The organism is Actinoplanes sp. CA-252034 (assembly GCF_050956125.1).
GTDB lineage: Bacteria > Actinomycetota > Actinomycetes > Mycobacteriales > Micromonosporaceae > Actinoplanes.
Map to the genome: position 1 here is coordinate 8,221,609 of NZ_CP191846.1, position 25,977 is coordinate 8,247,585.

Annotated in this window: 28 protein-coding genes and 1 riboswitch; of the genes, 17 read left to right on the forward strand and 11 right to left on the reverse strand. The window is 70.9% G+C overall.

The features are described from left to right. Nucleotides 1-234 precede the first annotated feature (234 nt). Nucleotides 235-1,200, forward strand: a complete 966-nt coding sequence (locus ACQPZW_RS37300) for a glycoside hydrolase family 6 protein (RefSeq protein ID WP_433790710.1) — start codon at nt 235-237, stop codon at nt 1,198-1,200. 51 nt (nt 1,201-1,251) lie between these two features. On the opposite strand, the gene ACQPZW_RS37305 is transcribed toward ACQPZW_RS37300, so the two are convergent. Then, a complete protein-coding gene (locus ACQPZW_RS37305; RefSeq protein ID WP_433790711.1) occupies nt 1,252-2,094 on the reverse strand; it encodes a S1 family peptidase in 843 nt (280 codons plus the stop codon). A 233-nt stretch (nt 2,095-2,327) separates the two neighbouring features. On the opposite strand from ACQPZW_RS37305, the gene ACQPZW_RS37310 reads away from it, so the two are divergent. Next, the gene (locus ACQPZW_RS37310) at nt 2,328-3,062 is read left to right on the forward strand and encodes a winged helix-turn-helix transcriptional regulator (RefSeq protein WP_433790712.1); all 735 of its coding nucleotides are present in this window, start codon (nt 2,328-2,330) and stop codon (nt 3,060-3,062) included. On the opposite strand, the gene ACQPZW_RS37315 is transcribed toward ACQPZW_RS37310, so the two are convergent. The 4 genes from ACQPZW_RS37315 to ACQPZW_RS37330 all read right to left on the reverse strand — a co-directional run bounded on the left by ACQPZW_RS37315 (nt 3,030) and on the right by ACQPZW_RS37330 (nt 7,749). Then, entirely contained in the window at nt 3,030-4,181 is a 1,152-nt protein-coding gene (locus tag ACQPZW_RS37315) for an MFS transporter (RefSeq protein ID WP_433790713.1), read from the reverse strand. The genes ACQPZW_RS37310 and ACQPZW_RS37315 overlap by 33 nt on opposite strands. Nucleotides 4,182-4,188: 7 nt before the next feature. Further along, nucleotides 4,189-4,680: a GNAT family N-acetyltransferase gene (locus ACQPZW_RS37320; RefSeq protein ID WP_433790714.1), complete on the reverse strand. Its 492-nt coding sequence runs from the start codon at nt 4,678-4,680 to the stop codon at nt 4,189-4,191. After that, complete coding sequence (locus ACQPZW_RS37325; RefSeq protein ID WP_433790715.1) at nt 4,673-5,908, reverse strand: DUF6271 family protein; 1,236 nt, start codon at nt 5,906-5,908, stop codon at nt 4,673-4,675. Before ACQPZW_RS37325 ends, ACQPZW_RS37320 begins: the two co-directional genes overlap by 8 nt. Nucleotides 5,909-6,033: 125 nt before the next feature. Beyond that, nucleotides 6,034-7,749 (reverse strand): IlvD/Edd family dehydratase, encoded by a 1,716-nt coding sequence (locus tag ACQPZW_RS37330; protein WP_433790716.1) that lies wholly within the window; start codon nt 7,747-7,749, stop codon nt 6,034-6,036. Between the two features lie 60 nt (nt 7,750-7,809). Here ACQPZW_RS37330 and ACQPZW_RS37335 point away from each other — a divergent pair, with 60 nt between their 5' ends. Beyond that, nucleotides 7,810-8,670: an SMP-30/gluconolactonase/LRE family protein gene (locus ACQPZW_RS37335; protein ID WP_433790717.1), complete on the forward strand. Its 861-nt coding sequence runs from the start codon at nt 7,810-7,812 to the stop codon at nt 8,668-8,670. 2 nt (nt 8,671-8,672) lie between these two features. On the opposite strand, the gene ACQPZW_RS37340 is transcribed toward ACQPZW_RS37335, so the two are convergent. The 3 genes from ACQPZW_RS37340 to ACQPZW_RS37350 all read right to left on the reverse strand — a co-directional run bounded on the left by ACQPZW_RS37340 (nt 8,673) and on the right by ACQPZW_RS37350 (nt 12,969). Continuing rightward, a complete protein-coding gene (locus ACQPZW_RS37340) occupies nt 8,673-10,673 on the reverse strand; it encodes an ABC transporter permease subunit (protein ID WP_433790718.1) in 2,001 nt (666 codons plus the stop codon). Continuing rightward, entirely contained in the window at nt 10,670-12,091 is a 1,422-nt protein-coding gene (locus ACQPZW_RS37345; protein ID WP_433790719.1) for an extracellular solute-binding protein, read from the reverse strand. Before ACQPZW_RS37345 ends, ACQPZW_RS37340 begins: the two co-directional genes overlap by 4 nt. Before the next feature lie 107 nt (nt 12,092-12,198). Then, complete coding sequence (locus ACQPZW_RS37350) at nt 12,199-12,969, reverse strand: IclR family transcriptional regulator (RefSeq protein WP_433790720.1); 771 nt, start codon at nt 12,967-12,969, stop codon at nt 12,199-12,201. Nucleotides 12,970-13,014: 45 nt separating this feature from the next. Here ACQPZW_RS37350 and ACQPZW_RS37355 point away from each other — a divergent pair, with 45 nt between their 5' ends. From ACQPZW_RS37355 to ACQPZW_RS37365, 3 genes are read left to right on the forward strand one after another with little or no spacing between them, the layout of a single operon-like run. Then, nucleotides 13,015-13,872: a fumarylacetoacetate hydrolase family protein gene (locus tag ACQPZW_RS37355; protein ID WP_433790721.1), complete on the forward strand. Its 858-nt coding sequence runs from the start codon at nt 13,015-13,017 to the stop codon at nt 13,870-13,872. Continuing rightward, nucleotides 13,865-14,569: a ThuA domain-containing protein gene (locus tag ACQPZW_RS37360; RefSeq protein ID WP_433790722.1), complete on the forward strand. Its 705-nt coding sequence runs from the start codon at nt 13,865-13,867 to the stop codon at nt 14,567-14,569. The genes ACQPZW_RS37355 and ACQPZW_RS37360 overlap by 8 nt, the downstream gene beginning before the upstream one ends. Continuing rightward, nucleotides 14,539-15,630 carry a Gfo/Idh/MocA family protein gene (locus ACQPZW_RS37365; RefSeq protein ID WP_433790723.1) on the forward strand — a complete coding sequence of 364 codons (1,092 nt, stop codon included), beginning with the start codon at nt 14,539-14,541 and terminating at the stop codon, nt 15,628-15,630. Before ACQPZW_RS37360 ends, ACQPZW_RS37365 begins: the two co-directional genes overlap by 31 nt. Nucleotides 15,631-15,638: 8 nt before the next feature. Here ACQPZW_RS37365 and ACQPZW_RS37370 read toward each other — a convergent pair whose 3' ends face one another. Further along, a complete protein-coding gene (locus tag ACQPZW_RS37370) occupies nt 15,639-16,232 on the reverse strand; it encodes a Uma2 family endonuclease (protein WP_433790725.1) in 594 nt (197 codons plus the stop codon). A gap of 285 nt (nt 16,233-16,517) precedes the next feature. On the opposite strand from ACQPZW_RS37370, the gene ACQPZW_RS37375 reads away from it, so the two are divergent. From ACQPZW_RS37375 to ACQPZW_RS37400, 6 genes are all read left to right on the forward strand, one after another. Continuing rightward, complete coding sequence (locus tag ACQPZW_RS37375; RefSeq protein ID WP_433790726.1) at nt 16,518-18,080, forward strand: FG-GAP-like repeat-containing protein; 1,563 nt, start codon at nt 16,518-16,520, stop codon at nt 18,078-18,080. 112 nt (nt 18,081-18,192) lie between these two features. Further along, a complete protein-coding gene (locus ACQPZW_RS37380) occupies nt 18,193-18,492 on the forward strand; it encodes a metal-sensitive transcriptional regulator (protein WP_433790727.1) in 300 nt (99 codons plus the stop codon). A gap of 327 nt (nt 18,493-18,819) precedes the next feature. After that, a riboswitch (cyclic di-AMP (ydaO/yuaA leader) is annotated at nt 18,820-18,995 on the forward strand. Between the two features lie 69 nt (nt 18,996-19,064). After that, the gene (locus ACQPZW_RS37385) at nt 19,065-19,619 is read left to right on the forward strand and encodes a C40 family peptidase (protein WP_433790728.1); all 555 of its coding nucleotides are present in this window, start codon (nt 19,065-19,067) and stop codon (nt 19,617-19,619) included. A 97-nt stretch (nt 19,620-19,716) separates the two neighbouring features. Beyond that, nucleotides 19,717-20,043, forward strand: coding sequence for a PadR family transcriptional regulator (locus ACQPZW_RS37390; protein ID WP_433790729.1), 327 nt, complete (start codon nt 19,717-19,719; stop codon nt 20,041-20,043). Further along, nucleotides 20,040-20,396 carry a DUF1048 domain-containing protein gene (locus tag ACQPZW_RS37395; protein ID WP_433790730.1) on the forward strand — a complete coding sequence of 119 codons (357 nt, stop codon included), beginning with the start codon at nt 20,040-20,042 and terminating at the stop codon, nt 20,394-20,396. The genes ACQPZW_RS37390 and ACQPZW_RS37395 overlap by 4 nt, the downstream gene beginning before the upstream one ends. A gap of 1 nt (nt 20,397) precedes the next feature. Beyond that, on the forward strand, nt 20,398-20,733 hold the full coding sequence (locus ACQPZW_RS37400) for a DUF1048 domain-containing protein (protein WP_433790731.1): 336 nt from the start codon (nt 20,398-20,400) through the stop codon (nt 20,731-20,733). Here ACQPZW_RS37400 and ACQPZW_RS37405 read toward each other — a convergent pair. Both ACQPZW_RS37405 and ACQPZW_RS37410 read right to left on the reverse strand, forming a co-directional pair. Continuing rightward, a complete protein-coding gene (locus ACQPZW_RS37405; RefSeq protein WP_433797734.1) occupies nt 20,679-21,326 on the reverse strand; it encodes a response regulator in 648 nt (215 codons plus the stop codon). The two genes, ACQPZW_RS37400 and ACQPZW_RS37405, sit on opposite strands and share 55 nt — an antisense overlap. A gap of 41 nt (nt 21,327-21,367) precedes the next feature. Further along, nucleotides 21,368-22,564 (reverse strand): sensor histidine kinase, encoded by a 1,197-nt coding sequence (locus ACQPZW_RS37410; protein ID WP_433790732.1) that lies wholly within the window; start codon nt 22,562-22,564, stop codon nt 21,368-21,370. Between the two features lie 111 nt (nt 22,565-22,675). On the opposite strand from ACQPZW_RS37410, the gene ACQPZW_RS37415 reads away from it, so the two are divergent. The 5 genes from ACQPZW_RS37415 (at nt 22,676) to ACQPZW_RS37435 (ending at nt 25,705) form a co-directional block, all read left to right on the forward strand. Then, nucleotides 22,676-23,578 carry an ABC transporter ATP-binding protein gene (locus ACQPZW_RS37415; RefSeq protein ID WP_433790733.1) on the forward strand — a complete coding sequence of 301 codons (903 nt, stop codon included), beginning with the start codon at nt 22,676-22,678 and terminating at the stop codon, nt 23,576-23,578. Beyond that, a complete protein-coding gene (locus ACQPZW_RS37420; RefSeq protein WP_433790734.1) occupies nt 23,578-24,369 on the forward strand; it encodes an ABC transporter permease in 792 nt (263 codons plus the stop codon). Before ACQPZW_RS37415 ends, ACQPZW_RS37420 begins: the two co-directional genes overlap by 1 nt. Nucleotides 24,370-24,404: 35 nt before the next feature. Next, on the forward strand, nt 24,405-24,632 hold the full coding sequence (locus ACQPZW_RS37425) for a PLDc N-terminal domain-containing protein (RefSeq protein WP_433790735.1): 228 nt from the start codon (nt 24,405-24,407) through the stop codon (nt 24,630-24,632). Between the two features lie 142 nt (nt 24,633-24,774). Continuing rightward, nucleotides 24,775-25,377 carry a ribbon-helix-helix domain-containing protein gene (locus ACQPZW_RS37430; RefSeq protein ID WP_433790736.1) on the forward strand — a complete coding sequence of 201 codons (603 nt, stop codon included), beginning with the start codon at nt 24,775-24,777 and terminating at the stop codon, nt 25,375-25,377. A 46-nt stretch (nt 25,378-25,423) separates the two neighbouring features. Then, complete coding sequence (locus tag ACQPZW_RS37435) at nt 25,424-25,705, forward strand: hypothetical protein (protein ID WP_433790737.1); 282 nt, start codon at nt 25,424-25,426, stop codon at nt 25,703-25,705. The last annotated feature ends 272 nt before the right edge of the window (nt 25,706-25,977 follow it).

The following is a 25,977-nucleotide window of genomic DNA, read 5'->3' on the forward strand; positions in this document are numbered from 1 at the left end:
CCTTCCTCGTCGGGTGCGCCGCCTGATCGTATCGGCGGGCGGCCCGTCGGTCGATGTGTCGCGATTCCTGGAAGCGGTCCCAGAGACCTGGCGTCTCCGGATTCCGGAACCGTCCCCATCCCTTGACATCGACCTTGGTCATGCCGAGCATGAAATCGAAGTCAATGGATAGCGCTTTCTGGAAGCGCTTCCAGATTCCCAGTCCTCCCCTCCCCCAGGTCTAGGAGACCGCCGATGAAACGGCCAACCCTCACCCGAGCTCTCGTCACCCTGGCGGCACTGATCCCCGCAGTGCTGCTCGGCGCGCCCGCGGCCCACGCCGACCCGATCAGCCAGACCAGTGGCTTCTACGTCAACCCGTCCTCCAGCCCGGCGGCGTGGGTCGCGGCCAACCCCGGTGACGGCCGGGCGGCCGCCATCCGCACCGCGATCGCGCAGAAGCCGATGGCCAGCTGGTTCGGCAACTGGAGCGGCGACATCGCCGGAGCGGTCCGCGGCTACGTCGGCGCGGCCGACGCGGTCGACAAGCTGCCGCTGCTGGTGGCGTACAACCTGCCCGGCCGGGACGCCTGCGGTGGTCACTCCGGTGGCGGCGCCGGCAGCGTCGGCGCCTACGACGCGTGGATCTCGTCGTTCGCCGGCGCGATCGGCAACCGGCCGGCCGTGGTGGTCCTCGAACCGGACTCGCTGGGCGACTTCAACTGCATGAGCCAGACCCAGATCAACGAACGGGTCGGCATGCTGTCGCGCGCCCTCGCGCAGTTCCGGGCCAAGGCGCCGCAGACGTGGGCCTATCTGGACGCCGGCAACTCGGGCTGGGTGGACGCCGCAACCATGGCGCAGCGGCTCAACCAGGCGGGCGTGTCCGGTGCGCGCGGCTTCGCGCTGAACGTGTCGAACTACTTCACCACCGGCGAGAACAGCAACTACGGCAACCGGGTCGCCGCCGAGCTGCGGCGTTTCGGGTACAGCAAGCCGTTCGTGATCGACACCAGCCGGAACGGCAACGGCTCCAACGGCCAGTGGTGCAACCCGGGCGGGCGCCGGCTGGGAACGCCGACCCAGCTGGGCGGTGGCGCGGAGATGCTGCTGTGGCTCAAGACGCCGGGCGAGTCCGACGGCAACTGCGGAGTCGGCGCCGGATCCTCCGCCGGCCAGTTCCTTCCGGAGGTGGCCTACAAGATGATCTACGGCTACTGAGTCGCGCGCCCGCGGACCGGATCGTGGACCGGTCCGCGGGCGCGCCCGTGGTCAGGGTTTGGTGAGCAGGCAGCCGGAGACGGTCAGGTCGATGGTGCGGGCGGCGCTCAGGCAGGTGGTGAACCAGTACGTCTGCTGGCCGTAACTGCGGCCCGCCAGGACGGTCACCGTGCCGTTCGCGCTGACCTCGCACGGGTTGTTCAGCGTGCAGCGGCCGCCGTCCTCGTTGCCGGTGTTGTTGATGCCGACCAGCTGGCCGGTGGCGGTGCTGACGATCGGCGAGCCGGAGGTGCCGCCGATCGTGTCACAGGCGGCGTCGTAGCGGATCGAGTCCTTCCACGTCCACGTGTCCTCGCGGAGGGTGGTGACGAACCCGTCGATCGAGCAGTTCCAGACCCGCTTCCAATACCCGGACGGGATCCCGATCGAGGCGCCGGCGGCCGGGCGGGCGGACGAGATGGTCAGCGGGGTGGCCCCGTACGACGAGGACAGCGCGGCGAAGGTGGTGTTCAGGCGGTACAGGGCGACGTCGTTGCCGGTCATCGTCGCGTAGATGACGCGGTTGGCGCGGACCCGGGCCACCGAGCCCCCGGAGGAGTTGAGCAGGGTGCCGGTACGGGTGCTGGCGACGTTCTGCACGACCCGGCCGGCGGCGATGAACCCGCCCTCGTAGCAATGGCCGTTGGTGAGCATCATGGCGCTGTCGGTGCTGACCGAGGTGGGGAACCGGACGAGCGAGGCCGAGCAGTTGTTCAGCGCGATGGTGTTGGCGAGCGTGACGGCGACGGCGGTCGGAGCCGGGGCGGCCGCCTGGGAGGGGGCCGGTCCGGTCAGGATGCCGGCGACGGCCGCCAGGGCGGTGGCGCCGAGTGACAGTGCCCGTCGAAGACGCATGAAGGTTCCCTTCACAGCGGGTCGGCAGCCCGGGGGTACGGAACTGCCGCACGGATGGTGGCGGGGCATGACGGGTCGACGGCACGCCCACGCCGGAGGGGTGTGGCGTAGGCACGGTCTCATCGGGCATTTAAAGATGTCAATATTCAATGTGGGCATCGGCGCGATATCCAGCGGTAACACTTCGCCACTAACGTCCGGGCGGACCGGGTCACCCCATCGGAAGGCGCGCCGTGAAACTTCTCCTGCTGACCGATGACCACGATGTGCTGCCCGCGCTCGACCTGCTGCCGTACACCGTCCAGGTCTCACCGCGAGGCGACCAGGCCGTGACCGCCAAGGACGTGACCGCGGTCCTGGTCGACGCGTGCGCGCAGCTGCACCAGGCCCGCACGGTCTGCCGGGCACTGCGCGGCAGCGGGCTGGACGTGCCGCTGATCGCCGTGGTCCGCGAGAGCGGCCTGGCCGCGGTCGGCTCCGACTGGTGTGTCGACGACTTCATCCTGACGACGGCCGGCCCCGCCGAGGTGGCCGCCCGCCTGAGCATCCTGGTGGGCCGGCTCCGCCAGGAGAGCGCCACCGGCGACAGCCTGCTGCACGTCGGCGACCTGACCATCGACTCGCACAGCTACACGACGAAGCTGCGCGGCGAGGCGCTGGCCCTGACGTACAAGGAGTTCGAGCTCCTGAAGTTCCTGGCCCAGCATCCGGGCCGGGTGTTCAGCCGTGACCAGCTGCTGCGCGAGGTCTGGGGTTACGACTACTTCGGCGGCACGCGTACGGTCGACGTGCACGTCCGCCGCCTGCGGGCCAAGCTCGGCCCCCGCTGCGAGACGATGATCGGCACCGTCCGCCAGGTCGGCTACAAGTTCGTCTCCCCGCCGGCCGCCACCCGCCACAACACCCCCGCGATCCTCGCCGAGTCGCCGGAGTCCTCATGGGACCAGGCTCTCGCCACGCTCCGGTAACAGCCGCCGGCGCAGCAGCAGGGCGCACGGGACGATCAGCCAGGCGGTGCCGACCACCGCGGTCAGGGCCCAGCGCAGGCCGGCGGCCTCAGCCAGGAAGCCGATGGCCGGCGGCCCGGCCAGCAGACCGGTGGTGCTCATGGTGGCGGCCGTGGTGAGGGCGGCCGGGCCGTGCCGGGCGGCGGCCACGTACAGGCACGGGCTGACCGCGGCCATGCCGAGGCCCACGCAGGCGAAACCGGCCAGCGCGGGGCCGACGCCGCCGGCCAGGAGGGCGGTGAGCAGGCCCGCTCCGGCCAGGGCGGTGCCGGCGGCGACCACCGTCGGGTCGCCCCAACGGTCGCGCCAGCGGTCGGCGAACAGCCGGGCCGTGAGCATCGTGCCGGAGATGACGGCGATGCCGAGCGGCAGCAGATGCTCGGCGGCGTGCACCATCTCGAGGTAGAGCGCCGACCAGTCGGTGACCGCGCCCTCGGTGATCGTGGCCAGCAGCATGGCCAGGCCGAGACCGGCCACGGCGCCGGACGGGCGGGCCCGGCGGCGTCCGGCCGGTCTCGGTGTGGGCGGCAGGTCGTCGGCGAGCAGGCCCGGACCGGCCGCCGTCACGGCGAGCAGGACGGCGCCGGCCACCGCGAAGTGTGCCGCCACCGAGGCGGTCACCGCGGTGACCGCCGAGGCGAGCAGGGCGGCGCTGAAGATGCCGCCACTGAACGTGGCGTGCAGGCGGGCCATCGTGGTGCGGCCCGACCGCTGTTCGAGGGCGGCGCCCTGCGCGTTCATGGCGACGTTCAGGCAGCCGACCGCGACACCGTCGATCAGCAGCACCGCCAGCAGCAGCCCGTATCCGGGGGCGGTCACCAGGCCGGCCAGGGCGGCGGCCAGCACGAGCACCGCCGTGAGGGCGAGACGGCGTGATCCGAGCGCGGCCATCAGCCTCGGGACGAGCGGCGCCGAGATCACCGCGCCGACACCGGCGGCCAGCAGCAGCACGCCGACCTCGGCCGGCGACAGGTGCAGCCGGTCGGCGAGGGCGGGGATGCGCGAGGCCCACGTCGAGTACTGGAAGCCGAGCGCGCCGAACAGGGCGGCGATCGACAGTTGCGAGCGGCGGAACGACATGCGGGCCCTATCCGAGGTCGCGGGACATGTAGACGGCGTCCGGCCCGTACGAGCCGGGCAGCGCGATCCGGGGGTGGGGGCGGAACCCGCACGCGGTCCAGAAGCCGTCGGCGCCGCCGACCGAGACGAGCGAGATCCGTTCGTACGCCTGGGAGCTCGCGAGCGTGAGGAGGTGCCGGACGAGCCGCCGCCCTCGGCCGTGGTCGCGGAGGCCGGGGGCGATGACGATGTCGTGCAGGTGCAGGTCGGATGAGCGGAAGGTCCGGGCCTCGGGCCGGCTCAGATCGGGCGAGGATCCTCGGGGGTACGGCAGGGCGAGCAGGTAGCCGCCGACCCGGACACCGGTGTCCAGGACGAACGAGGTGGGCGGGTGTGCCCGCGACCGCAGGGCCTCGGCGCCTTCGGTGAGCCCCTTGTCGCCGTACGTCTCGGCTTCGAGTGTGGTGATCGCGGGCCAGTCGGGTTCCTCGATGGGACGCAGGCGCTCGCGGTCAGGCATGCGGCAGTGGGATCTCGCGGGCGGCCGCGACGAGCCCGGCCCACGCGTCGATCAGGGTCGCGAAGTCCTCGATGTCGCGGCGCGCCTCGAACAGCAGCAGGTCGCGGTGCTCGGCGATCCGGTCGGCGACGCCGGTGAACCGGCCGCCGAGCCGCCGGTACGCCCGCTCCATCCGGTGCGCCTGCAGCTCGTTGGGCTCCTTCGGCTGCCACGTCGAGGCGCGGACGATCGCGCCGATGGCGGCCGGGTCGTCGGTGGTCATCCGCTCGTAGATGAAATGGAAGTAGTACATCGACAGGATGAACTTGGCGAAGCGCATCTGGTAGGCGAGGAAGCCGGCGTCGGTCTTGCGCTCGGCGGTGTGGAAGTTGACGATGTGCCGGTTGTGCTGGACGCCGGGCAGGCCCGCCCGGTCGGCGACGTGGATGAGGAAGTAGTCGCTGCCGATCGTGTCGGTGGCCGGCGGCAGCGGCACCTTCTCGTGCAGGCCGTGGAAGCTGATGTTGTGCATGTCGACGCGCATCGGGTCGACCACCGACAGCACCGTGTGGTCGCCGGTGAACGGCGCGCTGCCGGTGAAGGACTCCTCGACCAGGGCGCGTTTCTCCGCCTCGGTGCTGCCCGGCGCGGCCCAGAGGCTGACCAGGTCGTAGTAGCCGTCGGCGCCGCGGACGTCCTCGACGTCGACCGACATGTCGCCGACGAACGACGCGCCGACCATGGCCACGGTCAGGTCGCGGCGGCTGTCGTCGAGCCGGACCTCGGTGGCGACGACGTCGCGGGCGGGGCGGCCCAGCGCGGCCAGCTCGACGTGGATGGGGAAGACCTTCTCGCCGGCGTACGTCTGGAAGTACAGGTCGGAGTCGCGCCGGTGCACCGACTCGCAGCCCAGGGCTGCCGCGATCAGGAAGGCCCGGTCGGTGCAGGCGCCGTAGGAAGGTCGTCGCGGCAGCAACAGGTCGAGCAGCAGACCGGGTTCGGCGACGCCGGCGCGGTCGACGACCTGCCGCAGGAACCCGCGCTGCCGTTCCTCGTCGAGGTGCACGACGTCGCCGGCGTCGGCCAGGGTCTTGGCGTGCGTGGTGAAGTCGTCCGAGGAGTCGAGCACCAGCAGGCGCACGTCGACGTCGTGGTGGCGTTCGGCGTACTCGGCCTCGGCCATCACCTCGGCCAGGGTGGCGGAGCACTCCCGGTTGGTCGGCACCACCAGACAGATCCGGCGCTTCACGCTGCAACACTCCCGAAACACTCACCATCGGACAAGGCGCAACGAACCTAGTTGCGGATCTTGTGGTCCACAACCCCAGATGTGAGGGAATGTCGGAAATTGCAGGTCGTCGCCGGTTCCGGAACTCAGTGGGACTCGCGGGAGACGCGGTCGCCGCTACCACCACGGAGGAAGTCGCAGTCGGCGCCGGTGTTCGCCTGGCCCACGGTGTCGACGTAGAGGCGCTCCCAGCCGCGCGACGGCGCGGCGTAGGCCTTCGCCGCCTCCGGCGACGGCTCGCGGGCCTCCCACTCCGCGGCGGGGACGTCGGCGTCGAGGCGCCGGTTCGCGACGTCGAGGACGATCATGTCGCCGGTGCGGACCTTGGCGAGCGGGCCACCGGCGGCGGCCTCCGGGGCGACATGCAGGACCACGGTGCCGTACGCCGTACCCGACATCCGCCCGTCGCAGATGCGCACCATGTCGCGGACCCCCTGCTCCAGCAGTCTCGCCGGCAGCGGCATGTTGGACACCTCGGGCATGCCGGGATAGCCCTTGGGCCCGCACCCGCGCAGCACCAGCACCGAGTCGGCGGTGACGTCGAGATCCGGGTCGTCGAGCCGGGCGTGCAGGTCCTCGACGGAGTCGAAGACGACGGCCGGGCCCCGGTGCCGCAGCAGGTGCGGTGACGCCGCCGCCGGTTTGACGACCGCCCCGTCCGGCGCCAGGTTGCCGTAGAGCACGGCGATCCCGGCGTGCGCCCGCAGTGGGACGGCGCGGGGCCGGATCACCTCGCGGTCGTAGACGCGGGCGTCGTCCAGGTGGTCGGCCAGCGGACGGCCGGTGACCGTGATCGCGGCCGGATCGAGCAGGTCACGGACCTCGGCGAGCACGGCGTGCAGGCCGCCGGCACGGTACAGGTCGTCCATCAGGAACCGGCCGGCCGGCAGCAGGTCGACCAGCAGCGGCACCCCGGCGCCGGTGGTGTCGAAGTCGTCCTGGGTCAGCGGCACACCGAGCCGCCCGGCGATCGCGAGCAGGTGCACCACGGCGTTGGTGGAGCCGCCGAGCGCGGCGAGCGCGACGATCGCGTTGAGGAACGAGCCGCGTGTCATCACGTCGCTGGGACGGCGCTGCCGGTCGGCGAGCTCGACGGCGAGCACCCCGGTCGCGTGGGCGGACTCGAGCAGGCGGCTGTCCGGCGCGGGGGTGCCGGCCACACCGGGCAGGGTCATCCCGAGCACCTCGGCGAGCAGGCCCATCGTCGACGCCGTACCCATGGTGTTGCAGTGGCCCTTGCTCCTGATCATCGACGACTCGGAGCGCTGGAACTCGGCGGCGCCGAGCGTGCCCGCCCGGACCTCCTCGGAGAGCTTCCACACGTCGGTGCCGCAGCCGAGCGGCACACCACGGAAGGTGCCGGTCAGCATCGGGCCACCGGGCATCACCACGGCCGGCAGGTCGACCGAGGCGGCGCCCATCAACAGCGCCGGGATGGTCTTGTCGCAGCCGCCGAGCAGGACCACGGCGTCGATCGGGTTGGCGCGCAGCATCTCCTCGATCGCCATCGCGGCCATGTTGCGCCACAGCATCGCGGTCGGCCGGACCTGGGTCTCGCCAATCGACACGACCGGCAGGTTCAGCGGGATGCCACCAGCCCGGTGCACACCGTCGGCGACGCTGCGGGCGACCTCGTTCAGGTGGGCGTTGCACGGCGTCAGGTCGGACGCGGTGTTGGCGATGGCGATGTGCGGCCGCCCGTCGAAGGCGTCGGCCGGCAGTCCACGCCGCATCCAGGCACGATGGATGTAGCTGTTGCGGTCGTCACCGGCATACCACTGGGCACTGCGTCGCGGTTCCATGGTCGCCCTCCCGGATTGTTACGATTTCATTGACCGACGTGACATCGCAATGGAGCGCCCATGATCAGGCGGCACACCGCACGGGTGGCGACCGACGCCGGCTGGTTCCTCGGTGAGGGGCCGGTGTGGGATCCGGCCCGCGAGCGGCTGCTGTGGGTCGACATCATGGCCGGCGACGTGCACGAGGGCCGGCTCGACGACGACGGCGGCGTCGAACGGATGCGGACCTGGTCGTTCGAGCGGAGCGTCGGCGCCGTGGCGGTCGCGGCCGACGGTGACCTGCTGGTCGCCGAGCGGGAGACACTGACCCGGGTGCACGCCGACGGCAGCCGTACGCGGCTGGCGCGGGTGCTGCCGGAGGGCTCGCCGAGCCGGTTGAACGACGGCGCGGTGGACCCGTCCGGCCGGTTCCTGGTCGGCAGTCTCGGTGGCGACCGGGAGGTGCTGGTCCGGTTCGAGGGCGGCGGCTGCACGACGATCGACGACGACCTGACGCTCTCCAACGGGCTGGCGTGGAGCCCGGCCGGTGACCGGTTCTACAGCGTCGACACGCTCACCCGCCGGGTCTACGTGCGCGACTATCCGGCGGGTGAGCGGAGCGTGCTGTTCACGGTCGACGACGGCCATCCGGACGGTCTGTGCGTGGACGCCGACGGCAACCTGTGGCTGGCCGTGTGGGGCGGTGGCCGGGTCGAGTGCCGGTCGCCGCAGGGCACGCTGCTCGCGGTCGTCGAGGTGGACGCCCCGCACACCTCCAGCGTCGCGTTCGCCGGTCCCGGCCTGGACGTCCTGGTGATCACCACGGCCACCCAGGACCTCTCCCCCGGCGATCTGGCGGCGCATCCGCTGTCCGGCCGGCTGTTCACGGCACGGGTGGGTGTCACGGGACTGCTTCCGCCGTACTGGGACCCGGGCCTCTGATCTCACCCCTTGACCGCCCCGGCGGTGAGCCCCTCGGTCAGGAAACGCTGCCCGAAGGCGTACATGACCACCACGGGGATGCTGACCAGCAGTGACGCCGCGGCGAGCTGGCCCTGCGGCACGACGTCGCCGGCGATCATCGACTGCATGCCGACGGGCAGCGTCTTGTACTCGTCCTTGGTGAGGAACACGAAGGCGAAGAGGAACTCGTTCCAGGCGTTGGTCAGGGTGAACAGCGCGACCGCGAGCAGTCCCGGCTTGGCCAGCGGCAGCACCACCCGGCGGAACGCCTGCAGGCGGGTGCTGCCGTCGACCAGGGCGGCCTCCTCCAGGTCGATCGGGATCGACGCGAAGTAGCCGGTCAGCAGCCAGGTCGCGAACGGCAGCGTGAACGTCGGGTAGGTGAGCACCAGCGACCACAGCGAGTCGGTGAGCCGGGTCTCGATGAGCAGCTGGTAGAGCGGGATGAACAGCAGCGCGCCCGGCATCACGTAGGTGAGCAGCACGGTGACGGTGAAGCCCTGCGCGCCGCGGAACCGTAGCCGGGCCAGCGCGTACCCGCCCAGTGCGGCGCAGAGCAGGGCCACCGCGGTGGAGGCCGCCGACACCATCAGGGTGTTGAGGTACCAACGGCCGAACGGCTGGTCGGTGAAGAGGGCGCCGAACTGCTCCAGGGTCCACGGTGTCGGCCACAGGTCGTTGTCCCGCATGACGACCTGGGTCTCGGACTTGAACGCGGTGACCGCGATCCAGTACACCGGGCCGAGCACGAAGGCGAGCAGTCCGGCCAGCGCGACACCCGAGCCGACCCGCGACACGATCGCGGACGCCCGGCGCCCACCCCGGTCCCCCAGGACCGAGACCACCCGGCCGACCGCGGCCACGATCAGCAGGATCACCCCGAGGACCACCGCCGCCTTCCAGAAGATCTCCGGCGACGCCCAGAACAGCAGGCCGGTGACCACGGCGGTGACCACCCAGGGAAACGCCGTGCGGGTCGGCCCGGTCCACCGTGGCGGCCGGTTGCCGGAGTCCTGGCGCAGCAGCCGGACCAGCACGAACACCAGTCCGGCGATGACCGGCAGCATGACCAGCGTGACGGCCGCGCCCGCCCCGTACTGCAGTTGCAGGATCGCCTTGGAGTAGGCGACCAGCACGTACGGCGCGGTCACGTCACCCGGGCCGCCCTGGGTGAGCAGCCAGATGAGGTCGAAGTTGTTGAACGTCCAGATCGACGACAGGGTGACCGTCACGGTGATCACGTGGCGCAGACCGGGCAGCGTGACGTGCCGGAACTGCTGCCAGGGCGTGGCGCCGTCGATGGTGGCGGCCTCGTAGTGCTCGGCGGGGATCGCCTTCAGCCCGGCGAGGAAGCAGACGGTGAAGAACGGCACCCCCTTCCACACGTTGACCAGGATCACCGACGGCATGGCCAGCGCCGGGTCGGACAGCCAGCCCGCGGGCCAGCTGTCCACCAGGTGCAGACTGGCCAGCAGCGGGCCGATGCCGGAGCTGGTGAGCAGGGTGTTGACGCTGCCGAAGATCGGGTCGAACAGGGAGCGCCAACTGAACGCGGTGACCACCGTCGGGACCACCCACGGCACCAGCAACAGGCCGGTCAGCAGGGCGCGCCCGCGGCGCAGGCGGTGCAGCAGCAGGGCCGCGGCCAGGCCCAGCACCACCTTGAACACCTCGGCGTAGGCGGTGAAGACGAAAGAGTTCACCACGCCGGTACGGAACTGCTGGTCCCCGGGGAGCGAGAGGTAGTTGTCCAGCCCGACGAAGACGCTCTCCGCACCGTGCCGTTCGGTGGTGCTGGTGATGAACGACTGGACGATCGGCACCAGCACGAGCGCGCCGACCAGCAGGGCGGTGGGCGTCAGGAACAGCGCCGCGAGACGCCAGTCCCGGCCCAGCCGCCGCTGGACCCCGGTGAGGGAGCCGGGCCCCGGTGGTGACGTCCCCTTCACCACCGGGGCCGGCCTGGTGCGGAGAGAGCTCACTGCGGCAGCCCCTGCTGGGAGAAGATCTGCACCATCTTGGCGTGGGCGTCCTTGACCGCCTGCGCGGGCGCCGCCCCCTGCACGACCTGCTGCATCATGTCGGTCATGACGTAGGCGGCGACGACCGCCTGCTGTCCGGCACTGGCCTTCTGCGGGAAGGACAGGCCGTTCTTGGTGGGCAGCGGCAGCGACTGCTGGGACATGTTGCGCAGCATCGGGAAGGCCGGGTCGCCGCTGCCGAAGAACGGGTCGGCGTCCCACACCTTCGCCCACGCCGGCATGGCCAGCCCGGGCGCCTCCTTGGCCACGCCGACCAGGGCCGGCGCGGTGATCAGGTACTGCGCGATGAGTTTGGCGAGGGCAGCGTTCTTGGCGCCCTTGAACACCACGAAGCCCTGGGACTGGCCGAGCAGCAGGGACTTGTCGGTGGCCGGGCCGATGCAGTCGGAGAAGACGTGCGTGTTGCCGTACACCGGATTCTTCTTGGTCTTGGAGTCGGCGTAGACGCTGAAGCTGTTGCGGGTGTAGCCGAGGACCCCGGCCAGCCAGTTCTCGTTGTTGCTGGTGTCGGTCCAGCTGTCCACGCCCGGCGGCAGCATCGGCTTGTACTTCGGGTTGGTGTAGAGATCGCCGAGGAAGGTGACCGCCTGCACGGTCTCCGGGGTGTCGAAGGTGACCTTGCGGCCGTCGTTGGAGGCGATCGCCCCGCCGTAGGAGTTGATCAGCGCCTCGATCATGCCGTTGCCGTCACCGGAGCGGTTCACGCTCATGCCCCAGCCGAACCGGCGCTTACCCGGATCGGAGATGGCCAGGCACAGGTCGCGCAGCTCCTCCCAGGTGTAGACGTCCTTCGGGGTGATGCCCTTCTCCTGCATCCAGTCCTTGCGCAGGAACGACCCGATCCCGATGAAGTGGTACGGGATCGCGAACCACTTGCCGTCGAAGACGCAGAAGTTCTTGGCCTCGGCGCAGGGCTCGCCGTACACCTTGGTCAGCGCCGTGACGATGTCGGTGACGTCCTCCAGGTCGCCGAGCGCGTGGAACTGCGCGACGAACCGGGAGTCGGTCATGAACGCCAGGTCGCGGGCCACGCCGCCCTCGACCTCGGCATGGATCTTGGCCACCACGTCGCCCGCGTCCGCCTGGACCAGGCTGTTCTCGATCGTGGTGCCGGTGGCGTCGGCGAACTTCCTGATCGAGGCGTCGAGCGCCTCGTTCGCCGCCGTCGAGTACAGCTTCTGCGACAGCATGCCCATCGTGGAGCCCTTGAGTGCCGTGGCCGCGTCGAGTAGCTCCTTGGGCACCTCCGCCTGGACCCGCGGTGGGGAGTCGGAGCCGCTGCCGCACGCGGCCAGCCCGGCCGCGCCGAGCACCCCCACGCCCATCCCCAGGAACTCGCGCCGTGATCTGAGATTCATATCCACCCACCCCTTGTTCGAGATTTCGGACAGGGTTTCGATATACCGTATCGAGTGGACGCGACGCTAGGACAGAACCATGAGAGGTGTCAATGTTCAGATGCCGGTCAACGGCGGCGGGCCTGATGCCCCATCCGGGCGGACAGCGTGGCCGCCCCGTCCCGAACCAGCTGCGTCCACTCCGGATGCGCCTGCGCACTCCAGCGGATGATCGGCGCGGAGACGCTCATCGCGGCGACCACGGCGCCCGAGTGGTCACGCACGGCCGCGGCCACACAGCGCATGGCGGTGTCCGACTCGCCCATGTCGACGGCGATGCCCTCGGCGCGGACCCGATCGAGATCGGCCCGCAACCGCTCCGGGTCGGTGATGCTCTCCCGGGTCATCGCCGTCAGCGGGCCCTTCGCCAGCACCGCGTCCAGAGCCACCCGGTCCAGCCCGGCCAGCAGCACCTTGCCGACCGCCGTGCAGTGGGCGGGCAGCCGCAGCCCCACCCCGGAGACCATCCGCACCGGATGGATGCTGTCCACTTTGACCAGATAGACGACGTCGGCGCCGTCGAGCACCGCCACGTGCACGGCCTCGTCACAGCCGGCCGCCACGTCGCGGGCCACGCTCTGCGCCTCACGGACCAGATCCAGGCGCCCGGCGAACGCCGACCCGAGCTGGAACAACGGCAGGCCCAGCCGGTACCGCACCGGCTGACCCGCGACGGGGACCAGATATGCCCGCTCCACCAGCGTGACCAGCAGCTCGTGGACGGTGGTCCGGGGCAGGTCGAGCCGCTCGGTCACCTCCCGGGCCGACATCTCCGGCCGGTCGAGGAACAGCTCGAGGATGTCGAGCGCGCGAATGACCGCCGGTACCACACGGGCCACGTCGATAGTCCTTTCGATCTCCACCACAGGGTAACGGAGGGTCACATGCCGATCTCGCTTCACCACCTGCGTACCGGCTGGGCGGTGTGCCGGGACGGCGCATGGGCCCCGCTCGGTCACACTCTCGCCGATCTGCTCGCCATGCCGGCGGCCCGTGCCCGGCTCGTCGTCGAGGCCGCCGCCGCCCACACCACCGGCGAACTGCCCCTTCACGACACGCGACCGCCCGTCGACCGGCAGGAGATCTGGGCGGCCGGCGTCACCTACCGGCGCAGCCGCGACGGGCGCCGCGAGGAGTCCGGGCACGGTCCGCTCTACGACCACGTCTACACCGGCGAGCGCCCGGAGATCTTCTTCAAGTCCAGTCCGTGGCGCGTCGTCGGCGACCACGACGCCGTCGGGATCCGCTCCGACTCCGGCTGGGACGTGCCCGAGGCGGAGATCGGCCTGGTGCTCAACGCGACCGGCGACGTGTTCGGCTACACCCTCGGCAACGACATGAGCAGCCGCTCCATCGAGGGCGAGAACCCGCTCTACCTGCCCCAGGCCAAGATCTACGACCGGTCCTGCGCGATCGGCCCGGCCATCGTGCCGCACTGGTCGGCCGGGCCGGGCCCGTTCACCATCGGGCTGCGGGTGCTGCGCGACGGCGCCGAGGCCTATGCCGCGACGACCACGACCGCGGCCATGACCCGCAGCTTCACGGACCTGGCCGGCTGGCTGTTCCGGGCGCTGAGCTTCCCGGACGGCGTGGTGCTGCTGACCGGCACCGGCGTGGTGCCGGACGCGGACTTCACGGCCCGGCCCGGCGACACGATCGAGATCTGGTGTCCGGAGCTCGGACTGCTCACCAACCGGGTCGTCACGGTGGGCCGAAATTTGATAGGCGTTGACCATGGCTAATGCTCTGGTGGTCCGCGGCGGCTGGGACGGTCACCGTCCGGTCGAGGCCACGGAACTCTTCCTGCCGTTCCTGACCGGCAACGGCTACGACATCCGCGTCCACGACTCGCCTGCGGTCTACGCCGACCCGGCGGTCATGTCCGAGATCGATCTGATCGTGCAATGCGTGTCCATGTCGTCGATCGAGCGCGACGAGATCACCGGGCTGCGGGCCGCGGTCGCCGCCGGCACCGGCTTCACCGGCTGGCACGGCGGCATCGCCGACTCGTTCCGCGCCTCGTCGGACTATCTGCAACTGGTCGGCGGCCAGTTCGCCACCCACCCCGGCAAGGAGCCCGGCTGCCTCGTCCACGACGAGACCGACAACTTCCTGACCCACACCATCGACATCACGCCACTCGGCCGGGAGCACCCGATCACCGCCGGCCTGACCGATTTCACCCTCACCACCGAGCAGTACTGGGTGCTGCACGACGACCTCAGCAACGTCCTCGCCACCACCACCCACCCCGTCCAGCCGTGGCAGCCGTGGCAGCGGCCGATCACCTCCCCCGCGATCTGGACCAGGCAGTGGGGCCGGGGGCGGATCGTGGTCAGCACCCCCGGGCACAGCCTCGACGTGCTCGCGCACCCGTCCGTCCGTACCGTCATCGAAAGGGGCATGCTGTGGGCGAGCCGCACCGCGTCGGCATCGTAGGCACCGGGTGGATCTCCGGTGCCTACCTGGAGACCCTGCGTGACCATCCCGCCGTGACCGTCGCGGCGGTCGCCGACCTCGACGCCGCGCGGGCGGCGTCGGTGGCCGCCGGCATCCCCGGCTGCCGCGCCCTGCCCGTCGGCGACCTCCTGGCCGACGACTCCATCGCGACCGTCCTCAACCTCACCGTCCCTGCCGCGCACGCCGAGGTCGCCTCCGAGGCGATCAAGAACGGCAAGCAGGTGTACGGGGAGAAGCCGCTCACCGCCGACATGTCCACCGCCCGCACCCTGGTCGAGCAGGCCGGCGCGCTCGGTGTGGCGGTCGGCTGCGCCCCCGACACGGTCCTCGGCACCGGCGTGCAGACCGCCCGCGCCGCCGTCGACGCCGGAGCCGTCGGCCGCCCCCTGTCCGCGGTGGCGGTGATGGCCACCCCCGGCCACGAACGCTGGCACCACCAGCCCGACTTCTACTACCGCCCCGGCGGCGGCCCGCTGCTCGACATGGGCCCCTACTACCTGACCGCCCTGGTCCACCTGCTCGGCCCGATCGTCGCCGTCACCGGCGCCGCCGCCCGCCAGCGCCCCACCCGTGTCGTCGGGACGGGCCCCCGCGCGGGCGAACGCATCCCGGTCGAGGTCGACACCCACGTGACCGGCGTCCTGCACCACGCGAGCGGCGCCCTGTCCACCGTCACCACCAGTTTCGACGCCGTGCGCACCACCGCCGCCCCGATCGAAGTCCACGGCGAGACCGGCACGATCGAGGTCCCCGACCCCAACCACTTCGACGGCGACGTCCGCCTCTTCGCCCTCGGCGCCACCGACTGGCAGACCCTGCCGCCGTCCGCCGGTTACGCCGGGGCGTCCCGCGGCATCGGCCTGCTCGACATGCTCACCGCCCCGTCCCCACGGGCGAGCGCGTCCCTGGCCCTGCACGTCCTCGACGCCATGACGTCCCTGCTCCGCTCGGCCGCCGAGGGCCGCCGCATCGACCTGACCACCACCACCGAGCGCCCCGCCCCGGTCCCCCTGACCCCGGCGGCCCGATGGCGCGGATAGCGGGCCGCTCAGATCCGCCCGAGATCGACCTCGACCGGGAACGGCGCGCGCAGCTTCACCACCCCGGTGAAGACCTCGCCGTCCCGGTAGCGGCCGGTCGCCGGGTCGAGAACGTAGGTGTACACGATCGGCGCGCCGGTGACCGCCTGTTCGACACGCCAGTAGAACGGGATCCCGGCCCTCGCGTACTGATCGGTCTTGACGATCCGGTCGGTCGTCTCCGACCCGGGTGAGACCACCTCGACCACGAGGAGCACGTGCTCGGGCCGGGTCGGGGTCACGTCGATGGTGTCCGCCCGGTACACCGTCACATCCGGACGGCGGTTGTTCAGCGGCACGTCCTGGAGCCGGACATCGAAATCGGTGTCCGCGTTCCAGTCCGGTCCGGCGGCCTGGTCGAGAGCGTTCGCCAGCAGCCGCGCGAGGCGATGGTGCCGCTTGGACGCGCTCGGACTCACGAGCACGATCCCATCCACGATCTCGATGCCCGCACACTGGTCTTCGGTCCACGTCGCGTACTGCTCGGCCGTGACCTGCTCATGCATCCAGGCCGGCGCGACCATTTCGGCAGTCATGAGCACCCCCTGCACGTGATCGGCCATCTGGCTCAACATACCGTGGCCCGGGCCGGGCCACGGTGGCGTCACCAGTCGTAACCGATGTCACGGGATGACCGGTTTACATCCGGTCGGCGCTCATCTATGTTGTGTGCGCTACTCGGTCCACGGGGGATCGACGCGACCGATTGCGTTCATTCGCTGTTTGCCTTTCCACGTGCCCTCCCTCGGTGTGCCCTTTTTCATTTGTGCGCCCGGCGCGGAGCTTCACGGTTCGGATCTGGAATGCGCTTCTCTCCGGGCTGGGCGTCATCCGCATGGAGGAGAGCCTTGCTCAAGAAACGTGCCCTGTCGGTGCTCACCGTGGGCGCCGCGGTAGTCGTCACGCCGTTGGCCGCGGTGCCGGCGCTGGCGGCCACCGCGACGACGGCCAGCGCCTACGGATTCGTCACCAAGATCGAGATCGGCGTTCCGGGTGCGGCCGGTGCCCGCGCCTGCAGCGGGGCGCTGGTCCGCCCGGACTGGGTCGTCACCTCCGCCGCCTGTTTCGCTCAGAACGGTGTGCCGATCGCCGACGGCGCGCCCCCGGCGGCGACCTCGGTCACCGTGGGCCGTGCGGACCTGTCCGCCACCACCGGTGAGGTGCTGGCCGCCACTCGGGTGGTGTCGCACCCCGACCGGGACGTGGCCCTGGTCCGGCTGGTCCGGGCGTCGACCACCGGAACGGTCGTCGAGCTCGGCGCCACCGTGCCGGCCGCCGGGGAGGCGCTGCGCCTGGCGGGGTACGGGCGTACCCGTACCGAATGGGTGCCCCGTCTCCAGCACGCCGGTGACTTCACCGTCGAGTCGGCGCCGGCCACCGCCTCGGTTCAGCTGGTCAACCTGCCGGACACCACGGTGTGCAAGGGTGACGCGGGCGGTCCGATCTTCCGGGAGACCGCCGGGCGCGCGGTGCTCGCCGCCGTCACGAGCGGCGGTGGGCAGCAGGGCTGCCTCGGCGCGCCGAGCGACGCACCGGCCGGGGCGACCGGCACCCGGGTCGACGACATCGCCGACTGGGTGGGCACGGTGACGAAGCCGGTGGTGGTCCTGCCCGCGCACCGTGGCGACGTGCACGCCGGTAGCGGCCGCTGGGCGGACTTCGACGGCGACGGCAAGGACGACTACCTGGTCATCCAGGACAGCGGCTCGGTCGACGCGTACCTCAACCGGGGCGCCGGCTCCGCCGGCTGGCTGTCGCTGGGTCAGGTCGCGAGGGGCGTCACGGACCGCGCCAAGGTCCGCTTCGCCGACTTCGACGGCGACAACAAGGACGACTACATCGTCATCCAGGACAGCGGCGCGATCGACGTCTACCTCAACCGGGGCGGCGACCAGGCGGGCGGCTGGCTGCTGCGCAGCAAGGTGGCGACGGGTGTCACCAGCGACCGCACCAAGGTCCGCTTCGCCGACTTCGACGGCGACGGCAAGGACGACTACCAGATCGTCCAGGACAACGGCGCGGTCGAGGTCTACCTCAACCGCGGCGGTGACGGCACCGGCGGCTGGGTGGTGCGCGGCAAGGTGGCGTCCGGTCTCTCCACCGACCGTACGAAGGTCCGGTTCCACGACTTCGACGGCGACCGCAAGGACGACTACCTGCTCTTCGACGACAACGGTGGAGTGATCGTCTACTTCAACCGCGGTGGCGACGGCGCGGGTGGGTGGGTGAACCGCGGCAAGATCGCGTCCGGTCTGACCACGGACCGCACCAAGGTCCGCTTCCAGGACTTCGACGGCGACCGCAAGGACGACTACGTGCTCCTCGACGACGTGAGCGGGGATCCCGCCGCCGTCTACCTCAACCGTGGTGGCGACGGCGCCGGCGGCTGGGAAGTCGTTCCGCGCAGCTGAACGACCGCACCCGAGCGACCGATCCGTGGCCGCCGTCCCCTTTCACGGGACGGCGGCCACGGCCGGTTCGCGACGCCGTCGGCTGATACGGGTACGGGGTATCTTGCACGGCATGAGTGAGGCGAAACCGGCCGGGCCGCACGGGTATTCGGCGGACAAACAGGCGCTGATGGCGCGGCTGAAGCGGGTCGAGGGCCAGATCCGTGGACTGCAGCGGATGGTCGACGAGGACACGTACTGCATCGACATCCTGACCCAGATCTCGGCTGCCAAGAGCGCCCTGCACGCGGTGGCGATCGGTCTGCTCGAGGATCACCTGCGGCACTGTGTGGTGCACGCCGCGTCCGAGGGTGACGTGGACGCGAAGGTCAAAGAGGCCAGCGCGGCGATCGCCCGTCTCGTCAAGTCCTGACGGCCGGTCGGCCGCCCGGGCGTGGCGGACCGGCTGACCGGGGCCTGGGCCGGTCGGGGCGGCTCGGCGGATTTCGCGGTGTTCCGATTCACAGGCCGGACCCCTCCCCGGGCCGCCTCTGGTGAACGCAGCGTGCCGACGAACCTCGCAGGCTCGTCGGCAACCGGACATCGGCCGGCGCTTCAACTACTCAGCGTGAGCATTTCGGGCGGGTGGCGGTGTCCGGCGCCTCGGCTATCAAGGAGGAGCGGCGGGCATCTGCTCGCCGGTCGTGTCGATCCGGACCACGCCGAGCCCTGCCCCGGTCCGGCGACACGAGCCCGCATGACGAGTCATGAGGCAATCGGGGGCAGGGACGGGGGAACCACACATCGGTTCCCGGCCGGCACACCGTTCGCGGTGGCCCGGCCGCGGGACCTCGGGGTGAAGCCGCATCTCGCGGCCGGGCAATCCTTCGCGCCCGAACCCGACAGCTAACCTCGCAGGCGTGCCGGAGGGATTCCTTCACCGTGCGCGTTCGCTCCTCGAGCCGGCACACCCGTTTCCTGGGAGCCGGTACCATCGCCCTGTCCGTGAGCCTCGGTCTGGTCACCGGCGGGCTGGGCACACCGCAAGCCGTCTCCGCCGCCCCACGGGGCGTCACCGCCTCACCGACCGTCACCGCGTTACGGGGCGTCACCGCCTCACCGACCTTCACCGCCTCACCGGGCGCCGCCGTCGGCAATCCGGCGCCGGCCGGCACGGCCGTCGCCATCACCGCCGTCACGGCACAGCCGGTGGGCGCCCGGGTCGTGGCCGAGGCGGCCCGGCACAAGGGCAAGCGCTACCTCTACGGCGCCACCGGCCCGGCCCGGTTCGACTGCTCCGGTTTCACGATGTACGTCTACCGGAAGACGACCGGCCGAAAGCTGCCGCACAAGGCGAATCTGCAGCAGAGGTACGGCAAGGCCGTCAGCAGGGCCGCGGCCCGCCCCGGCGACCTGATCATCATTCGCAAGGGCTCGCGCGGCACGCACGCCGGCATCTACGCCGGTGACGGCACGATGTGGTCGGCGCCGCGAACCGGCAAGACGGTCACCAGGCAGAAGATCTGGAGCCGGAACTACGTGGTACGCCGCCTGGCCTGAGGCTCCACTATTCGGTACTACCGGGTACCGCTATGCGGTGTTACCGTATAGCGGTACCCGGTGTCACGAGGTACCGGGGATTCGCGGAGGAGCCGCCATGGAGGACCTGACGGAGATGCTCAAGGGCACGCTCGAGGGTTGCGTGCTGCAGATCATCGACAGCGAGGAGACGTACGGCTACGCGATCACCCGCCGGCTCAACGACCTCGGCTTCACCGACGTCATCGACGGAACCGTCTACACCATCCTGTTGCGTCTGGAGCGCAACGGCCTGGTCCAGGTGACGAAACGCCCGTCCGAGGTCGGCCCGCCCCGCAAGTTCTACACCCTCAACGACGCCGGTCGCGGGGAGCTCGCGACGTTCTGGGCGAAATGGGAGTACGTCTCGGCACGCATCGACAGGCTCAAGGAGGGCGGACGATGAACTTCTGGGAGACCATCACCGGCAGCGACCTCACCCGGCAGTGGCGGGCGTTCGAGACCCGCGCCCAGGCGCTGCCCGAGGACTATCGCGAGGCCTGGGCACAGATCAACGCCGGGCTGTCCCCCTATCCCGACTTCAGCGGCCGCAACCTGATACCGATCGTCGACGCCGCCCTGAGCCTGCTCGAGGAGTCCTCGGCGGACGGTCAGAGCGTCCACGAGGTGCTCGGCGACGACATCGCGGGCTTCTGCACGGCGCTGGCCGGCGGCAAGGGCGCCCGGAGCTATCGCGACAGGTGGCGCGAGCAGCTCAACCGGACCGTCGCCCGCAAACTGGACCGGCTGGGAGCCTGACATGAGCATCCACGACATCATCCAGGGCAAGAAGCAGTGGCGGGCGCACGTGGCTCGGGTCAAGGCGCTGCCGCCGGACTACCGGATCGTCTACCGGGAGATGCAGAAATACCTGTTCAAGGTGGGGCCGGTCGACCTCGCCGACGGGACCCTGCTGACCGGGATCGTGGACTTCTTCGAGGAGGGCGCCGCGGCGGGCAAGGGCGTCCGGCAGCTCATCGGCGCCGACGTCGCCGCCTTCTGCGACGACCTCATCGGGGACAGCCGCACCTTCGCCGACGTCTACCAGGACTCGGTCTCCCCGGCACCGCGGACGGTCACCAGACCCGACTCGTAGGCGGTGATCACCAGCTGGGCGCGATCACGGGCTGCCAGCTTGTGCAGCAGACGCCCGATGTGCGTCTTCACGGTGCCGACACCGAGATGGAGGTGCTCGGCGATCTCGGTGTTGGACAGGCCGGCGGCGATCAGGGACAGCACCTCACGCTCGCGGTCCGTGATGGCGTCGAGGCCGCGCAGCGTACCCGACGCGGGTTTGTCCCGGCCGTTGAAGGCGTCGATCAGTTTGCGGGTGGCCCGCGGCGCGAGCAGTGCCTCGCCCGCGGCCACCAGCCGGACACCGTTGAGCAGCTCGGTCGCGGTGGCGTCCTTGACGAGGAAGCCGCTGGCCCCGGCCCGGAGCGCACCGTACACGTACTCGTCGAGATCGAACGTGGTGAGGATGAGCACCCGGACCGAGGCGGTCTCCGGTGCGGCGCAGATCTGCCGGGTCGCCTCGATGCCGTCCATCTCCGGCATCCGCACGTCCATCAGGACCACGTCCGGCCGCAGCTCGCGAGCCAGGCGGACGGCCCCGGCGCCGGTGCCGGCCTCACCGACCGTGAGGAAACCGGGCGACGCGTCGAGCAGCGCCCGGAAGCTCTCCCGCATCAGCGGATGGTCGTCGGCGAGCAGCACCCTGATGTCCGGCGTCACGCGGTCTCCTCGGCTGGCGTGTACGGGATGACGGCGGCCACCCGGAACCCACCCTCGGGGCGGGCGCCGGTGGACAGCCGGCCGCCGTACATCGAAACACGCTCGCGCATGCCGATCAGCCCCTGTCCCCCGCGCCGGCGGCGGGACGGCTGCCGGCCCCGCCCGTCGTCGGTCACCTCGATGTGGACCTCCCCGCCCGCGGCCCGCACCGTGACACGGCACCGGCTCGCACCCGCGTGCTTGATCACATTGGTCAGCGACTCCTGGACGATGCGGTAGACGGTCAGCCCGACCGCGGGTGGCAGCCGCCCGGCGCCGTCGTCCTCCAGGTCGATGTGCAGCTCGGCGGAGCGCAGCCGCCCGACGAGCTCGGGCAGGTCGGCGGCGCCCGGCGCGGGTGTGAGCTCGGCGGCCGGGTCGTCGTCGGCGCGCATCACGTCGAGCAGCCGCCGGATCTCGGCGAGCGCCGACCGGCTGGTCTTCTCGATCGTCTGCAGCGCGGCCCGCGTCTCGGCCGGCCGCTCCTCGGCCAGGTGGTTGGCGATGGTCGCCTTCACCGTGATCAGGCTCAGGCTGTGCCCGACGATGTCGTGCAGCTCCCGGGCGATACGCAGCCGCTCATCGGCGACCGCGTCGCGGGCCAGACGGCGGGCGGCCTCGGCCTGCAGCGCGCGCCGCCAGCGGATCAGCCGGCCGGCCGTCCAGGCGGCGGCGATGACGACGACCGTGATGCCGGTCTCGACCTGCCACCACAGTGGCGCCTCGCTCTGCGGCGCGGTGGCCGGCGTGACCCCGGTGCGCAGATAGAGCCACGGAATGGTGACACCGGGCGCGACCAGGCCGGCGAGCAGCAGGAACGCCGCGGGCACCCGGCCGGTCGCGGCGGCAGCGCTGTACAGCGCGATCGCGACCGGCACCCAGGACAGGAAGATGACGCCGAAACCGACGACCCCGGCGGCGGTGGCGAGCGCGGCCACGGCGGCCACGACCGCGAACACCGGCAACGGCCACCGGCGGCGCACCACGAGAGGCACGGCCACGGCCGCGGCGGCCGGCCACACGAGCGCGGCGGGGCCGGTGAAAGCGGGGCCCGGCGGGTCGAGGGTCGCGACGACGATCTGGTACGCCAGGACCACGGCGACCGCCGCATCGACGAGCGTGCCCCGTACCCCGAATCCGTAGGCCCTTGTCACGCGCCCACGCTATCCGGGTGATCCGGCCGGGCGCGTCTGACCCAGGTCATACCTCGCGTTCCGACTCCGGTCAGACTCGCCGGCCCCCGTCCCGCCGACACCATTTGACGCATGATCGAGCTACGAGAGCTGACCAAGCGATATGGACCGACCACCGCGGTCGACCGGCTGTCCTTCGAGGTCCGCCCGGGGGCGGTGACCGGCTTCCTCGGGCCCAACGGGGCGGGCAAGTCCACCACGATGCGCATGATGCTCGGCCTGCACCGGCCCACGTCCGGCGAGGCGCTGATCAACGGGCGCCGGTACGACCGGATCCGCCACCCGCTGCACGAGGTCGGCGCGGTCCTCGACGCCGACGCCGCCCACCCCGGCCGCAGCGCCGTCACCCACCTGGCCTGCCTGGCCCGCAGCAACGGCATCGGCAAGGCGCGGGTGACCGCGGTCCTCGACCAGGTCGGGCTGGGGAGCGTGGCGAACAAGCGGGTCGGCGGGTTCTCCCTCGGCATGCGCCAGCGGCTCGGCATCGCCGGGGCCCTGCTCGGCGACCCGGCCGTGGTGCTGCTCGACGAGCCGGTCAACGGCCTCGACGCCGCCGGGATCCGGTGGATCCGGTCCACGCTGCGGTCGCTGGCCGCGGAGGGCCGCACGGTGCTGCTGTCCAGCCATCTGATGAGCGAGATGGCGGTCACCGTCGACCGGGTGCTGATCATCGGCAGGGGCCGGCTGCTCGAGGACACGTCGGTGCGGTCGATGCGACAGCGATTCGAGCAGGACGTTCTGGTACGCACTCCGCGTCCCGCCGAGCTCACCGCCGCTCTGGCCCGGCTCGGCGCCACGGTCACCGCGGGCGGCGACGGGGACCTGGTCGCGGTCGGCGTGGACGCGCCGGCCATCGGTGACGCGGCCGCGGCGGCGGGGATCCCGATCCACGTGCTGACGCCGCGCAGCGCCACGCTCGAGGACGTCTACCTGCAGATGACCAGCTCAGCCACCCAATACCAGGAGAGCAACTGATGGAGTCCCTGCTGGATCGCACGTTCCGTGACGCGGTGGCCGCCGAGTGGATGAAGGTGCGCAGTCTCCGTTCGACGTGGATGTTCCTCGCCGGCGGGATCGCCGCGACCGCCCTGGGCGCGCTGATCCTGTTCATGCTGGTGGGCTCCTACGACGCGGCCACCCCCGCCGAGCGGGCGAACTACGAGACCGCCGACCCGACCGTCGTGACCATGCCGTTCGTGATGTTCTTCGTCGGCGCGATCGGGGCCATGCTCGTCACCAGCGAGTACGCCACCCGCTCGATCGGGCCGGCGCTGCTGGCCGTACCGCAGCGCCGCCTGCTGATGGCCGCCAAGGCCACCGTCGCCGGGCTGATCGGCCTCGGTAGTGGCGCGCTGTTCGCCCTGCTCGCCTTCGCCGACGCCCGCATGCTGCTCGGCGACCGCCCGAAACCGATCAACCCGTGGCCGCAGTGGACCGACGCCGTCCCGACCGTCCTCTGCGCTGCCCTGATCGTCACCGTCACCTGCCTGGTCGCGTTGGGCCTGGGCGCCGTCCTGCGGTCCACCGCCGGGGCGTTGACCGTCATCGGCTCGCTGGTCCTGGTGGCCCCGATCTTCGCCCACTTCCTGCCGACGGTGTGGCAGCTGCGGCTCGCCTCGGTCCTGCTGCCCAACCTGACCCCGCAGCTGGCCGGCAGCAACCACCCCTACCTGCTCTCCCAGGGCGGCGCGGCCGCCGTGACCGCCGGATACGTGCTACTGGCCCTGACCGCCGGCGCGATCTGCCTCACCCGCCGCGACGCTTGATCCCTCCCCTCCACGATCGCCCAAGGAGACAGACCATGAGCGACCTCTTCACGACCCTCGCCGGCATCGCGTTCTGGGCGACCCTGCTGGCCGCCCACGTGACCCTGTTCGGCGCCACGATCGTCAGCCTCGCCCGCGCGTCGCTCGACAGACGGTCCCGCATCCGCTGGATCTGGCTCGTCGTCCTGGCCCCCGGCATCGGCATCGCCCTGTGGTTCGTCACCGGCCGCCCTGTCGCCCGGGCCACCTCATCACGCCGGTGATCCGGTACTCAGCACCGGACGACGCGATGGTCATCGGGTCGCCCGGCGTCCACGATCGGCAACGATCAGCGGCGGACAACGTACTACGGTGGTACGCTCGACCCAGGAGCCATCAAGGCTCATCCGTTCAAAGGAGACCCGCATGTGGAACATCGAGAAACCCCATCGCCGGGCAGGGGGTGATGGCGTGAACCCCCTAGCGGCCTTCTACCTCGTGGCCCCAACGATCAACACGGTGATTGTGCTGGTTGTTGCATCGCTCGCCATGTCATCACGCCTCGGCGGTTCCAAGACCGCGCCGAAGAGCAGCGCCGTTCAGGTCCGGCTCGCGGCAGAGCAGAGAAGCCGGCTTCAACTGCTCGAAGATCATGCCAAAGGCGCGGGGCTGGGGGGCTACACGCGTTCTGACGTGATCAGAGAAGCAGTCGCGGCATATCTGGCGCCGCTGGTCGCCCAACTGCGGGGAAACGACGCGCTGGGCCGCTCGGATGTAGATCGGCTCGCCTCTGACGACATCGACGCCGGCAGAGAGTTCGGCGACGCGATGCGCATTCGACTCGACGACGAACTGGTCGCGCAACTCGATCGAGTCGAAGCGTATGCACGAGGTCTCGGCTACCGGCACGTCACGCGGTCCAGCATCATCCGGCAAGCCGTCACCGCGTACCTCACCGGTTTCGAGAAAACGCTGTCGGCAGATCTACCTCAGCGACCCCCGGCGGACTCCGTCACGGACGCCGGCTAGAGACGTGGGCTCCACTCGCAGAGCCCGTCCCCCTTTGGGAGGGAACGTGTCCACTTCAACGAATCGCCCCGCGACGGGACGGTCCAGGGAGGAGATCGAAAGGGAGGACCCGCCGAAGGTCCTGTATTCCAAGGAGATGTCATCACAACACCCGGAAGGGGAAGCAAAGCAGAAACTCGACGAAGCGCTTCACGACGCGGAGAAGAGCGCCGAGGAGAAAGGCATGGAGGCGGCGCAGGAATTCAGCCGGGGAGTCATTCACGGGCTCGGCGCCAGAGCGGGCCAGGCCGTGTGGGACTTCCTGGAGGAGCTTCTCCACGATTCGTAGTGAATAGATTGCTGCAAGGCCGCAAGGAGCGTACGTGCTATCTGCGCACGCTCCTTGCGGCAGAAAGTTCAACGCCGGCAGCCCGGCAGTCGCGCGGCGGGCGATGGCGACCGACCGGCCCGCACGCCACCGCGCGGCGCTCCATCCCGGCATCATTCTCGACCGCGCGGGGACGCAGTCGGAGCGCGTAACCCCAGCCGCCGCCCGGCTGCGGGAGTCGGGGCCGGGCAGCCCGCGTCGACGGTTCGACCGCGTGCGGTGCGGATTCCCGC